The 13,141-nt window shown below is 42.0% G+C and carries 10 protein-coding genes and 1 tRNA gene; 9 read left to right on the top strand and 2 right to left on the bottom strand.

Going from position 1 to position 13,141, the window contains the following annotated elements; genetic code table 11:
- The first annotated feature begins 77 nt into the window (after nt 1-77).
- From zwf to IEY03_RS02765, 4 genes are read left to right on the top strand one after another with little or no spacing between them, the layout of a single operon-like run.
- On the top strand, nt 78-1,547 hold the full coding sequence (zwf, locus tag IEY03_RS02780; protein WP_188839802.1) for a glucose-6-phosphate dehydrogenase: 1,470 nt from the start codon (nt 78-80) through the stop codon (nt 1,545-1,547).
- A gap of 10 nt (nt 1,548-1,557) precedes the next feature.
- Nucleotides 1,558-2,256, top strand: coding sequence for a 6-phosphogluconolactonase (gene pgl / locus IEY03_RS02775; protein ID WP_188839801.1), 699 nt, complete (start codon nt 1,558-1,560; stop codon nt 2,254-2,256).
- A 12-nt stretch (nt 2,257-2,268) separates the two neighbouring features.
- Nucleotides 2,269-4,095 (top strand): phosphogluconate dehydratase, encoded by a 1,827-nt coding sequence (gene edd, locus IEY03_RS02770; protein WP_188839800.1) that lies wholly within the window; start codon nt 2,269-2,271, stop codon nt 4,093-4,095.
- An 18-nt stretch (nt 4,096-4,113) separates the two neighbouring features.
- On the top strand, nt 4,114-4,755 hold the full coding sequence (locus tag IEY03_RS02765; RefSeq protein WP_188839799.1) for a bifunctional 4-hydroxy-2-oxoglutarate aldolase/2-dehydro-3-deoxy-phosphogluconate aldolase: 642 nt from the start codon (nt 4,114-4,116) through the stop codon (nt 4,753-4,755).
- Nucleotides 4,756-4,874: 119 nt separating this feature from the next.
- Here the strand turns inward: IEY03_RS02765 and pabB are convergent, their stop codons facing one another.
- Nucleotides 4,875-6,314: an aminodeoxychorismate synthase component I gene (pabB, locus tag IEY03_RS02760; protein ID WP_188839798.1), complete on the bottom strand. Its 1,440-nt coding sequence runs from the start codon at nt 6,312-6,314 to the stop codon at nt 4,875-4,877.
- Nucleotides 6,315-6,470: 156 nt separating this feature from the next.
- Between pabB and IEY03_RS02755 the strand changes: the two genes are divergently transcribed.
- Both IEY03_RS02755 and IEY03_RS02750 read left to right on the top strand, forming a co-directional pair.
- The gene (locus IEY03_RS02755; protein WP_188839797.1) at nt 6,471-8,018 is read left to right on the top strand and encodes a fumarate hydratase; all 1,548 of its coding nucleotides are present in this window, start codon (nt 6,471-6,473) and stop codon (nt 8,016-8,018) included.
- Between the two features lie 137 nt (nt 8,019-8,155).
- Nucleotides 8,156-10,201: a S9 family peptidase gene (locus IEY03_RS02750; RefSeq protein WP_188839796.1), complete on the top strand. Its 2,046-nt coding sequence runs from the start codon at nt 8,156-8,158 to the stop codon at nt 10,199-10,201.
- A gap of 60 nt (nt 10,202-10,261) precedes the next feature.
- Here IEY03_RS02750 and IEY03_RS02745 read toward each other — a convergent pair whose 3' ends face one another.
- The gene (locus tag IEY03_RS02745) at nt 10,262-10,429 is read right to left on the bottom strand and encodes a hypothetical protein (RefSeq protein ID WP_188839795.1); all 168 of its coding nucleotides are present in this window, start codon (nt 10,427-10,429) and stop codon (nt 10,262-10,264) included.
- A gap of 379 nt (nt 10,430-10,808) precedes the next feature.
- Here IEY03_RS02745 and IEY03_RS02740 point away from each other — a divergent pair, with 379 nt between their 5' ends.
- The 3 genes from IEY03_RS02740 (at nt 10,809) to IEY03_RS02730 (ending at nt 13,087) form a co-directional block, all read left to right on the top strand.
- The gene (locus tag IEY03_RS02740) at nt 10,809-11,432 is read left to right on the top strand and encodes a YchE family NAAT transporter (RefSeq protein WP_346055601.1); all 624 of its coding nucleotides are present in this window, start codon (nt 10,809-10,811) and stop codon (nt 11,430-11,432) included.
- Nucleotides 11,433-11,555: 123 nt separating this feature from the next.
- Nucleotides 11,556-11,643, top strand: a tRNA-Ser gene (locus tag IEY03_RS02735).
- An 85-nt stretch (nt 11,644-11,728) separates the two neighbouring features.
- Entirely contained in the window at nt 11,729-13,087 is a 1,359-nt protein-coding gene (locus tag IEY03_RS02730; RefSeq protein WP_188839793.1) for a DEAD/DEAH box helicase, read from the top strand.
- The last annotated feature ends 54 nt before the right edge of the window (nt 13,088-13,141 follow it).

The raw sequence follows: 13,141 nt of genomic DNA, 5'->3' as shown, positions 1-13,141 counted from the left end.
ATATTACAACAAAAGTGTGTTTTTATTCATCGTTTAAGACGATGTGAACACAAGATAATAAAGGAGAGCTTTCAGCAATGGGCAAATCATCAGGTGCAAAGGCGTGTGATTTTGTGTTGTTCGGTACCAAAGGGGACCTAGCAAGACGTAAACTTTTACCTTCACTCTACCAATTAGATAAAGCTGAGTTATTGGATAAGGACACCAAAGTTATTGGTGTTGCAAAAGATGCCTTTACTCAAGAAGAGTTCATTGAACTTGTAAGCAAGGCATTAAACACATTTGTGAAGGATGAAATTTGTCCAACAACACTTGAGCGTTTCCTCGCCCGTTGTCATTATATCGGCACTGATTTTACTCAGCCTGAAGGTTACCAAGCTTTCCATGATTTATTAGAACCGAAAAAGCGTGTCATGGTAAATTATTTCGCCACGCCTCCTTCTATTTTCGGCGCCATCTGTCGTTGTCTTAATGCACAAAAACTGATCCATCCTGATACGCGCGTTGTACTCGAAAAACCGATTGGTACCGATTTAGAATCTTCCCATGTGATCAACGATCAAGTTGCAGAGTTCTTCAATGAGAACCAGGTTTATCGTATTGACCATTATTTAGGTAAAGAAACGGTTCAAAACCTTATTGCACTGCGTTTTGCTAACTCACTATTCGCCTCTAAGTGGGATAACCGCACGATTGATCATGTACAGATCACGGTTGCAGAAGAAGTGGGTATTGAAGGGCGTTGGGGCTACTTTGATGGCGCAGGTCAAATGCGTGACATGATCCAGAATCACTTATTACAAGTACTTAGCTTAGTTGCTATGGATCCTCCCGTGACGCTTGATGCCGATAATATTCGTGATGAAAAAGTGAAAGTGCTGAAATCACTTCGCCCAATCAATCAAGATAACGTTTATGAAAATACCGTTCGCGGTCAATATAGTGCAGGTTTCTTAAAAGGCTCACCTGTTCCAGGTTACCTCGAAGAAGAGGGCGCTAATCTCAAATCTAATACTGAAACGTTTGTAGCACTGCGTGTTGATATTGATAACTGGCGTTGGGCTGGTGTGCCGTTTTATTTGCGTAGTGGCAAGCGTATGCCATTTAAGAGCAGTGAAATTGTGGTTTACTTTAAAAACCCACCGCACAACTTATATCGTTCAAGCTACCGCAATTTGCCACCAAACAAGTTGACCATTCGTCTGCAACCCCATGAAGGTGTTGAAATTCAGATGATGAATAAGGTACCAGGACTTGAGCAAAAACAACGCCTGCAAACCACTAAACTCGATTTAAGTTTCTCTGACACATTCAAAAATGAACGTATTGCAGATGCATATGAACGTTTGTTACTTGAAGCTATGCTTGGTAATCAAGCCTTGTTTGTGCGTCGCGACGAAGTTGAGCAAGCATGGAAATGGGTTGACGGGATCATTCAAGCTTGGGAACAAAGTGGTGAGCGTCCTAAATCTTACCCAGCAGGAACCTGGGGCCCAGTAGCGTCAGTTGCGTTAATTACTAAAGACGGCCGCTCTTGGGATGAATAAGGAAACTAACATGATTAAAGAATCCGTATTTAAATCTTTTGATTCACCAGCCAGTCTTGAATCAACATTGGCCGATAAAATCGCCAATCAATTGCAACATGCTATTGATAGTCGCGGCAAAGCTAGCCTGGTGGTTTCAGGCGGCTCTACACCGTTGAAACTTTTTCAATTGCTTAGCCAAAAAACATTAGAGTGGAGTGAGGTTTATATCACACTAGCTGATGAACGTTGGGTTGAAGCTGATGAAAAAGATTCAAATGAAAGATTAGTTAGAGAGCATCTTCTACAAAATCGCGCAGCTAACGCTAAGTTTCGTGGTTTAAAAAATATGTTTGCAAGCCCCGAAGCGGGCGCTGCAATGGCAGGTGAATCACTTGCCAATTTTCCTCGTCCTTTTGATGTGGTGGTATTGGGCATGGGAACCGATGGACATACCTGTTCATGGTTTCCTTGTAGCAAAGAATTAGATCATGCGTTAACCACTCAAGATATGTGTGCAGCTGTCAATCCAACAACCGCACCTCATGCCAGAATCACATTATCAAAAGATGCCATTTTAAATAGCCGTCAAATTTATTTACACCTTGTCGGTGAAGCTAAATTAACAGTTTATCATCATGCATTAGAAAATGATGACGTAACAAAAATGCCTATCAGAGCCGTATTAGCGCAGCGTAAAACGCCCGTTGATGTGTTCTATAGCGCATAAAGGAGTCTAAACATGCACTCAGTAGTTCAGGCAGTAACAGATCGTATTATCGAACGCAGTAAAAATTCTCGTAAAGGGTATTTGGCTGCATTGAATGATGCTAAAGCTAAAGGCGTTCATCGCAGCGCGTTAAGTTGTGGCAACTTAGCCCATGGTTTTGCTGCATGTAAACCCGCAGAGAAAGATTCACTGCGTCAGTTTACTAAAGCAAACATTGGTATTGTCACCTCATTTAACGACATGCTTTCTGCTCACCAGCCTTATGAAGATTATCCAAAACTATTAAAACAAGCCTGTGAAGATGTCGGCAGTGTTGCTCAAGTTGCCGCTGGTGTACCAGCAATGTGTGACGGTGTAACTCAAGGCCAACCAGGTATGGAGCTAAGTCTCCTTAGTCGTGAAGTGATTGCGATGGCAACAGCCGTTGGCCTATCACATAATATGTTTGATGGTGCTTTACTACTGGGTATATGTGACAAAATCGTACCAGGTTTATTAATCGGTGCATTAAGCTTTGGCCATTTACCTATGTTATTCGTGCCAGCAGGCCCAATGAAGTCTGGTATTCCAAACAAAGAAAAAGCCCGAGTTCGTCAAAAGTTTGCTCAAGGCTTAATTGGCCGTGAGGAGTTATTAGCCGCAGAGTCTGCGTCTTATCACAGTGCTGGTACTTGTACTTTCTACGGCACAGCAAACTCTAACCAGTTAATGCTTGAAGTAATGGGCTTACAGTTACCCGGTTCATCTTTTGTTAATCCTGATGATCCATTGCGTGATGCACTGAATAAAATGGCCGCCAAGCAGGTGTGTCGTTTAACTCAATTAGGTACACAGTACACGCCAATTGGTGAAGTAGTATGTGAAAAGTCTGTAGTTAACGGCATTGTTGCTCTATTAGCAACAGGCGGCTCAACTAACCTGACGATGCACATTGTGGCAGCCGCTCGCGCAGCTGGCATTATAGTGAACTGGGATGATTTTTCTGATTTATCTGATGCGACACCATTATTAGCGCGCGTTTATCCGAACGGTCATGCTGATATTAACCACTTCCATGCAGCAGGCGGTATGGCTTTGTTAATCAAAGAATTGCTTGATGGCGGCTTATTACACGAAGATGTTAATACCGTTGCTGGATTTGGTTTACGTAAATATACCCAAGAGCCTAAATTAATTGATGGCGAATTACGTTGGGTCGACGGTGTGACTGAATCTCTAGATAAAGAAGTATTGACCCATTTGGCAACACCGTTCCAAAAAAATGGTGGTTTGAAACTGTTAAAAGGTAACTTAGGCCGTGCGGTGATCAAAGTGTCTGCCGTGCCAGAGAAAAACCGCATTGTGGAAGCGCCTGCGATTGTTATTAACGATCAAAATGAAATTGATGCGCTATTTAAAGACGGTGCACTTGACCGCGACTGCGTGGTTGTCGTCAAAGGTCAGGGGCCTAAAGCCAATGGTATGCCTGAACTGCACAAATTAACGCCTTTCTTGGGCAGCTTACAAGATAAAGGTTTCAGTGTGGCATTGGTCACCGATGGCCGTATGTCTGGCGCATCAGGAAAAGTACCTGCAGCAATTCATTTAACCCCTGAAGCGCTTGACGGTGGAATGATTGCCAAAGTTCAAAATGGTGACTTAATTCGCGTCAATGCAGCAACCGGTGAATTAACCTTATTGGTTGATGAATCAGTATTAAATGCACGTGAAGCCAGTCTAGTTGATTTACATCATTCAAGTTACGGCATGGGGCGTGAATTATTTGGTGCGTTACGCAGCAACTTAAGTAGCCCTGAAACCGGTGCAAGAAGCACCAGTGCACTTGACGAAATTTACTAATTAAAGGAAGAGTAACGAATGTCTGACAATAACTGGTCACTTCAACCACAAGATGTATTTAAGCGTAGTCCGATTGTCCCTGTCATGGTGATCAACAAGATTGAACATGCTGTACCGTTAGCAAAAGCCTTAGTTGCCGGTGGCATTAGTGTTTTAGAGGTGACTTTACGTACTCCATGTGCTCTTGAAGCCATTGCTAAAATTGCCAAAGAAGTCCCTGAAGCATTAATCGGTGCTGGCACGATTTTAAATGAAGCGCAACTTCAGCAAGCTGTAGATGCTGGCTCTCAGTTTATTATTACTCCAGGTGCGACCGTTGATTTACTTAAAGCAGCTAAAAAAGGCAATGTACCGTTAATTCCAGGCGTAGCGAGCATTTCAGAAGTCATGGTGGGCATGGAATTGGGTTACACCCATTTTAAATTCTTCCCAGCTGAAGCCTCTGGTGGTGTTAATGCACTTAAATCATTTTCAGGCCCATTAGCCAACATTCGTTTTTGTCCTACAGGCGGGATCAGCCCTGCTACGTACAAAGACTATCTTGCCCTAGACAATGTTGATTGTATTGGTGGTAGCTGGATTGCACCGAGTGATGCAGTGGACTCTGAAGATTGGGCGCGCATTACCCAGCTGTGTAAAGAAGCTTTAAACGGTCTTTAACTCGTTTGAAAAAATAAAAGCCAGCAAATTTGCTGGCTTTTTTATTGCGATAGTTAAGTCGATTATCAGGGTGTTATTAACCCGAGATATATCAATAAACATCCTATTCTAAAACATTATTATCGCTTAGTGCTTTGCAGTAACGGTAAGATTTTGCTAACTTTATCGAAACATTCCTGATATTCCGCTTCAGCGTTTGAGTCTGCAACGACTCCGCCACCCGCCCAACAATAAATGCGGCTATTTTCAGTCACCAAGGTGCGAATAGTAATGCTTGTGTCCATGGTGCCATCTTGACTGAGATAGCCGATACTACCGCAATACATACTGCGTCTCGAAGGCTCTAATTCTTCGATAATCTGCATTGCACGTATTTTAGGGGCGCCGGTAATTGAACCTCCGGGAAAACACGCTTTAAGAAGATCACTTGCATCATATTGTGCTGCTAATTTGGCGGTAACGGTACTGACTAAGTGATGCACAGCTGGGAAGCTTTCAATGTTAAAAAGTTTTGGCACCTTAACGCTGCCTGATGTAGCAACTTTGCCGATATCATTTCGAAGTAAATCAACAATCATCACATTTTCGGCACGATCTTTTTCTGAACAGCGCAATTTGTCTGCTTGCAATACATCGAGTGCTGCATCGTTTAACCTAGGTAAGGTGCCTTTTATCGGTTTGGTTTCAATATTGTCGCCAGCCAGTTGTATAAAGCGTTCTGGGGAAATCGACAAAACGCTATGGTTTGGCAATCGAATAAAAGCAGAAAAGGGCGCTTTATTCGCTTGAGTTAATTGCTTGTAAGCTTGCCATTCATCGCCTTGATAATCGGCCTCAAATCTTTGGGTTAAGTTAATTTGATAACAGTCGCCACTGAGCAAATAGTCTTGAACGCGTTCAAAATGATTTAGATAAGTCTGTTTCGGCGTTTGATTACGCCATTCAGAAGTTAAACAAAATGCAGGCTTGTCGCTCAGGTTGAGAAGAGGGGAACGCTTGTTTATAACATTAACCAACGGGTTGTTATGGTCAATATTGTCATAACTGATCAAAGACCAATTTTGTTGCTGATAATCATAAACTAAGCATTGATCATAAAAGCCAATATTCAGTTCATTAAAGTCGATATCTTTAGCTGCAGTATTTGGCAGTTGTTCAATTGAACGGCCTAAATCATAGCTAAATGCACCCATAGCGCCGCCACTGAATGGATATTGGCAAGCTTGTTTAACAGGATATAATTGCTGTTGGCAGTATTTTAATGCTGCTAATGGGTCAAGTGATGTGGTTTGAAGATGATCGGCGATGGTCTCGAAAATAGGCTGTAAAGTTTTATTAGCACGGTCTTTTGCTTCAAATATGACTTTGCCATTACGGCTTACTAATGTCGCAATGGGGTTAAAAGTAATGATGTCAAAACGCGCATCTTGGTGTTGAGCATTAGCGGAATCTAAAAGCATAGCCCAAGGTAAATGACTGACGTATTCAAATAAGCTTTGGGTGGAACCTGCCCACATTAATGGTGTAATCGTTAATGTTTTATCCCCACGCTGTTTCATCAATTTACCTTATCTAAAAAGTGCTGTAGCCCAAAAAGGATGGAAAGAGTATCATATTGGCCATAAAAGGATTAATACCTAAATAATGTTGATTAAATCAACTGAACATAAAAACGATAAACAAGTTAGGCCGCATGGCTGCTGGAGCGCCCCTATATGTCTATAAACACTGGATCGTCTGCTACACCTGTTATGATTAAACAGGCTGATTTCATTGAAAGTATTGCAGATTCTTTACAATACATCTCATATTACCATCCTAAAGATTTTGTCGATGCTATGTACGCAGCATACCAACGCGAACAAAGCGTTGCGGCAAAAGATGCTATAGCACAAATTTTAATTAACTCTCGTATGTCTGCAGAAGGGAAACGTCCTCTTTGCCAAGACACTGGTATTGTTACCACGTTTGTAAAAATTGGTATGAATGTCAGTTGGGACAAAACCGACATGACAGTGCAAGAAATGGTGGATGAAGGTGTACGCCGTGCTTACACAAACCCAGATAATCCATTGCGTGCATCAATTGTTGCCGATCCAGCCGGTGCCCGTAAAAACACTCGCGATAACACGCCATCTGTCGTTCATATTGATATGGTTGCTGGCAATCAAGTAGAAGTGATGATTGCAGCCAAAGGCGGCGGATCAGAAAACAAATCAAAAATGGCAATGTTAAATCCATCTGATGATATTGCAGCATGGGTAGAAAAAACCTTGCCGACTATGGGTGCGGGTTGGTGTCCTCCAGGTATGTTAGGAATAGGTATTGGTGGCACGGCTGAAAAAGCGGCTGTCATGGCAAAAGAGTCTTTAATGGACCCTGTTGATATTCATGAATTAATCGCTAAAGGTGCTGAAACTACCGAAGAAAAGCTGCGTTTAGATATATTTGAACGTGCTAACAACCTTGGTATAGGTGCACAAGGTTTAGGCGGTTTAACCACGGTTTTAGATATTAAAATTAAATCAGCCCCTACCCACGCAGCGTCTAAGCCCGTGGTGATGATCCCTAATTGTGCTGCAACTCGCCATGTACATTTCCACTTAGACGGAACAGGCCCAGCAGATTTAGTGCCGCCATCACTTGAAGATTGGCCAGAAATTACCCGTGAAGCGGGTGAGAATACCCACCGTGTTAATCTAGACACAGTGACGCAAGCTGAAATCGAAACCTGGAAAAGCGGTGACACCTTACTGCTTAACGGCAAAATGCTAACTGGGCGTGATGCGGCGCATAAGCGTATTCAAACACTGCTAGATTCTGGTGAAGGTTTACCAGCGGGTGTTGATTTTACCGGTAAGTTTATTTACTACGTGGGTCCGGTTGATCCAGTCGGTGATGAAGTGGTCGGCCCAGCAGGCCCTACAACGGCAACCCGAATGGACAAATTTACTGACATGATGCTGGATAAAACAGGCTTAATGGGCATGATTGGTAAATCTGAACGTGGTGCGCAAACTGTTGAGTCGATTAAGAAACACAAAGCTGTTTACCTTATGGCGGTTGGCGGTGCAGCATACCTGGTTTCTAAAGCAATTAAGAAATCTCGTGTGGTTGCATTTGAAGACTTAGGTATGGAAGCGATTTACGAGTTTGAAGTACAAGATATGCCAGTAACCGTGGCGGTTGATTCTAATGGGGTTAATGCCCATGAAACCGGGCCGGCAATTTGGAAAGTGAATATTGCCAACAGTAAAGCTTAATTTAAGCTTGTCACTGTAAAGTAATGTGACTTAAACGCTCAAGGATCTTTATTCGTTAAGGGTTGCTTGAGCGTTTTGCTTTCGTTAATCTGCCAACAAATAAACATAACAAACCATCACAAGAGATAATCAATAACATGAAAACTTCTTCAGTGCTTTTGGCATTGGTTGCTGCAGGAATGGCAACGTCAGTGTATTCAGCTGAACCTTTCACAGTTCAGCATTTGGTTAATATGAATAAAATCCATTCATATGCGGTTTCCAACGACGGTAACACCCTAGTTTATGGTGTTAAAGTGATTGATGATAAAGGTGAGGCAAGTTCTGATCTTTACGCATTAGATTTAACCAATAAATCAGCCACACCAAAACAGTTAACATCCGCTGCAGGCACAGAGCATGATGTAAGTTTTGCCCCCGACAATAAAAGTATTTACTTTTTAGCCGATCGCAGTGGCAGTAGTCAGCTTTTTCAATTACCACTTAATGGCGGTGAAGCTCTACAAGTAACTGACTTAGCGCTTGATGTTAATGGCTATAAATTATCTCAAGATGGCACGCAGGTTGTGATGACAATGCGCGTGTTTCCAGAGTGTAAAGATTTAGCCTGCTCAAAAGAAAAATTTGCAGCAGAAAAAGATCGTAAAACCACGGGCCGTGAATATAAGCAGTTAATGGTTCGTCATTGGGATACATGGGAAGACCACGCCCGTAATCATTTATTTGTTGCCAACATTAATGGCAAAAAAATTACCGATGCGGTTAACGTCACTCAAGGCCGTGACACTGAAACTCCGCCAAAGCCATTTTCTGGTATGGAAGAAGTGACTTTCTCCCCTGATGGTAAGTATATCGTTTATAGCGCTAAAGCACCGAGTCGCGATCAATCATGGACCACCAACTATGATTTATGGCAAGTACCGGTTAATGGCGGTGAAACGGTTAATCTAACAGAAGCCAATAAAGCGTGGGATGCACAACCTACCTATTCAGCAGATGGTCGTTACATGGCATATCTTGCGATGAGTAAACCCGGCTTTGAAGCAGATCGTTACCGTCTAATGTTACTTGATACCGTAACCGGTCAAGAAAAAGAAGTTGCGCCTTTATGGGATAGAAGCCCAAGTTCAATCAACTTCAGCAAAGACGGTCGTACTCTTTATGTTACCGCTCAAGATGTTGGCCAAGTATCCATATTTGAAGTTAATCCGCAGTTTGGTGATGTTCGTCCAATCTACAATGATGGTAGCAACAGCATAGTTGCGGTGACTAACAATAAAATCATTTTCAAAAATGCCTCATTGGTTGAACCGGGTGATTTGTACACTATAAGCTTAGAAGGTGAAAACCTACGTCGCTTAACTGAAGTGAACAAAGCCAAAGTCGCTAAAATCCAATTCGGTGAATTTGAACAATTCAAGTTTAAAGGTTGGAATGATGAAACGGTTCACGGATATTGGATTAAACCTGCAAATTATAAAGAAGGTGAAAAATATCCTATCGCGTATTTAGTCCATGGTGGGCCGCAAGGTTCATTTGGTAATTCATTCAGTGGTCGCTGGAATGCCCAATTATGGGCGGGAGCGGGCTATGGTGTGGTTATGGTCGATTTCCACGGTTCAACCGGTTATGGACAAGCATTCACTGACTCAATCAGTCAAGATTGGGGCGGTAAGCCATTAGAAGACTTGAAAAAAGGCATGGCGGCAGTCACTGAGCAGCAACCTTGGTTAGATGCCAACAATGCCTGTGCGCTGGGTGGTTCCTATGGCGGTTACATGATGAACTGGATCCAGGGACATTGGAACGATGGTTTTAAGTGTTTGATCAATCATGCTGGTTTATTTGATATGCGCTCTATGTACTATGTGACAGAAGAGTTGTGGTTCCCTGAATATGAATTTGGTGGCACATATCAAGATAACAAAGATCTGTATGAAAAATTTAACCCAGTTAACTATGTTGAAAACTGGAAAACCCCAATGCTAGTGATTCATGGCGAGAAAGACTTCCGTGTACCTTATGGCCAAGGTTTAGCAGCATTCAGCTTTATGCAACGTAAAGGGATCCCATCGGAATTGCTAATGTTCCCAGACGAAAATCATTGGATTTTAAATCAAGATAACTTGCAACAGTGGTATAAAAATGTCTTTGGTTGGATGGATCGCTGGACGGCTAAATAACGTCAAATCGTGATTTACACTAAAATGTGATGTCAGAAATGGCATCACATTTTTTTTGCTTTATGCAGATTCTTTATGGGGTAAATTATGCGGTAGATTCATGTCAACGGGTTCAATAACTCGGGCTTGATTAGGCTTAGTTATCCACAAATAATAGGTCATTCTTCTGCGCGAACTACTGAATTTACGGCTATTATTCTTTAGGCAAACTTTATTACGCAGCGCCATAAAAATCCTTGTTAACATTTTTATTAAGCAGAAATTTTTTGTTACCTGTCATTGTACAGTAATAAAGTGGTCAATTACATAAATTGGTCATTTGTTTTGGTCAAATTACATTGCAGAGGCCGTTGTGGTTAAAGTATCAGCAATAATAGCTGTTATTTATCGGAGCTTTGATATCTACTTAACATCAGTCGTAGCTTAATTACATTATTACTTTGCGAACGGTGACTTAAGCCAGTAATGTTATATCAAAATTTCTAATGTGAAATAGGCCGTTTTTATAGAAAATATCACTTCTATAAAGTAAAAAGTTACATTAAAGTAGCGCTCCTTTTTGTTCGCTATAAATACAATCTATTTAGAGGATCCCTCATTGGATTACATGCTCTACATTAAGTTCTTTTTAGGACTTTTGGCCATTATCAATCCCGTCGGACTGTTGCCGGTTTTTGTGAGTTTAACCAGTCATCAAACCGATTTAGAAAGAAAGCACACCAACAAAGTGGCTAACTTTGCCGTGGTGGTGATTCTATTTGTCACCATTATCGCCGGCCAACATATTTTGAATATGTTCAGCATTTCATTGTCGGCCTTTCGTATTGCTGGTGGTAGCTTGATTTGCATCATTGCGATGTCAATGTTGCAAGGTAAGATCAGTGAAGTAAAACGTAACCAAGAAGAAGATCGAGAATCATCAGGGATGGAATCGGTAGCCGTTGTCCCATTAGCCTTGCCATTAATGGCTGGCCCAGGTGCAATTAGCTCGGTGATTGTTTTTGCCGCAGAGCATAATTCATTTATCGACTTCATTGGTATGTTTAGTACCGTGCTTGTTTTTGGATTACTGAGTTGGTCATTATTTAACATGGCACCAGCCATATTTAAACTATTAGGTAAAACAGGTATTAACGTTATTACTCGTTTAATGGGTTTATTAATGCTGTCACTGGGTATTGAAGTCATTGCAGCGGGTGTGAAAGGGCTATTTCCTCAGTTGATGGGCTAAATACTTAATGTTGCACAGCATTTGTGCAAACACTAAGGCGTTGGGTATTTTCGCTTGACCCACCAGCACCATTTGCGTAAAGTAGCGCCCGCAGAGCTGATTGGCTCTTTAAAACAATCTAAAGGTGACGTGTCCGAGTGGCTGAAGGAGCACGCCTGGAAAGTGTGTAAAGGGCAACCTTTCGAGAGTTCGAATCTCTCCGTCACCGCCATATTCTAAAAGAAAGACGTCTTCGGACGTCTTTTTTGTTTATAATGACTGCCTATTATTGCCATTCACCTTGTTTGAGCGCCTCTATGACATTTTTATCTCTCGGGTTAAACCCCACAATTGTCGATAACCTAATAGCTTTAGGTTACGAGACTCCGACCGCTATTCAACAAAAAGCGATCCCTGAAATCCTTAAAGGTAAAAATGTAATTGCAGCAGCACAAACGGGTACAGGTAAAACCGCCAGTTTTGTGTTACCTATTTTAGATCAGTTGGCAAAAGCGGAAACGGTACGCAAGAAAAGAATGCGTGCGTTGATTTTAGCGCCGACACGAGAGCTAGTTTCTCAAGTACATCAAAATATTGAACGCTACGCGAAGGGCTTGCCTTTGCGATCGATGGCGATGTATGGCGGTGTTGATCTCAAAGAGCAAAAGGCGGCATTAATTGATGGTGTCGATATTGTTGTAGCAACGCCGGGCAGGCTGTTAGATTTATACACACAACGCGCTTTGCATTTTGATGAGCTTGAAGTGTTGGTGTTAGATGAAGCCGATCGCATGCTAGACATGGGCTTTATTGAAGATATCAATAAAATATTAGAAAAGTTACCTGAAGACAGACAAAACTTATTGTTTTCAGCCACCTTATCTAATCAGGTTAGGGTACTTGCCAAAACAGCCGTACGCAATGCTGTTGAAATTACGCTTAATAAAGAAGTGGCGACTAAACCTAAAATCGAACAATGGCTAACCACGGTTGATAAAGATAAAAAGTCTGCGTTACTCAGTCATCTTATACAACAACATCAATGGCAGCAGGCATTGATATTTATTGAAACCAAAGCGGGCGCGGCGAAGTTAGTGACTCAGTTAGCTAAACGCGACATCATTGCCGAATGTATTCATGGTGGCAGAAGTCAGGTGATCCGTGAGCAGCTATTAGCCGATTTTAAGCAAGGTAATATTCAATACCTTATTGCCACAGGCGTAGCCGCAAGGGGTATTGATATCGATGATTTACCTGTGGTGGTTAACTATGACTTACCGTTTCCTGCCGATGATTATATTCATCGAATTGGCCGAACAGGCCGTGCGGGTGCAAGTGGCTTAGCGATATCGCTTGTGTCGAAAGATGATTTTAAAAACCTGTGTATGATTGAAAGTCGCTTAGGTGAACTGATTGAGCGCAGAGTGATAGAAGGTTTTGAACCGAAAAAACCGATCCCGATCTCGGTGTTAAATTTTGTGCCTAAGGCCAGACATAAACCCAATGACAGTAAAAATAGCCAGGCCACGTTATCCTTAAACAAGGGCAAAACTGCGGTGAGGGGAAACATTAATCACGCTGGCACTCGGCAAGATGCACAAAAGTCAGTCACTCGTGATAAAAATGATAGCGATAAACCTTTACCGCCAAATCCGTGGGGCGCACCTAAAAAGTAATTAGAAATGTCATTCCCCTTATTGTGTTCACTGCGTAAGGGGAATAATGGCTTC

The organism is Shewanella aestuarii (assembly GCF_014647215.1).
In the GTDB taxonomy this organism is placed as follows: domain Bacteria; phylum Pseudomonadota; class Gammaproteobacteria; order Enterobacterales; family Shewanellaceae; genus Shewanella; species Shewanella aestuarii.
This window is presented reverse-complemented; position numbering and strand designations above follow the sequence as displayed.

Coding starts and splice junctions, on each gene's coding strand:
- IEY03_RS02755 (WP_188839797.1), top strand. CDS start 6,471: ATGTCTATAAACACTGGATCGTCTGCTACACCTGTTATGATTAAACAG.
- zwf (WP_188839802.1), top strand. CDS start 78: ATGGGCAAATCATCAGGTGCAAAGGCGTGTGATTTTGTGTTGTTCGGT.
- IEY03_RS02750 (WP_188839796.1), top strand. CDS start 8,156: ATGAAAACTTCTTCAGTGCTTTTGGCATTGGTTGCTGCAGGAATGGCA.
- pgl (WP_188839801.1), top strand. CDS start 1,558: ATGATTAAAGAATCCGTATTTAAATCTTTTGATTCACCAGCCAGTCTT.
- pabB (WP_188839798.1), bottom strand. CDS start 6,314: ATGAAACAGCGTGGGGATAAAACATTAACGATTACACCATTAATGTGG.
- IEY03_RS02745 (WP_188839795.1), bottom strand. CDS start 10,429: ATGGCGCTGCGTAATAAAGTTTGCCTAAAGAATAATAGCCGTAAATTC.
- IEY03_RS02730 (WP_188839793.1), top strand. CDS start 11,729: ATGACATTTTTATCTCTCGGGTTAAACCCCACAATTGTCGATAACCTA.
- IEY03_RS02740 (WP_346055601.1), top strand. CDS start 10,809: ATGCTCTACATTAAGTTCTTTTTAGGACTTTTGGCCATTATCAATCCC.
- IEY03_RS02765 (WP_188839799.1), top strand. CDS start 4,114: ATGTCTGACAATAACTGGTCACTTCAACCACAAGATGTATTTAAGCGT.
- edd (WP_188839800.1), top strand. CDS start 2,269: ATGCACTCAGTAGTTCAGGCAGTAACAGATCGTATTATCGAACGCAGT.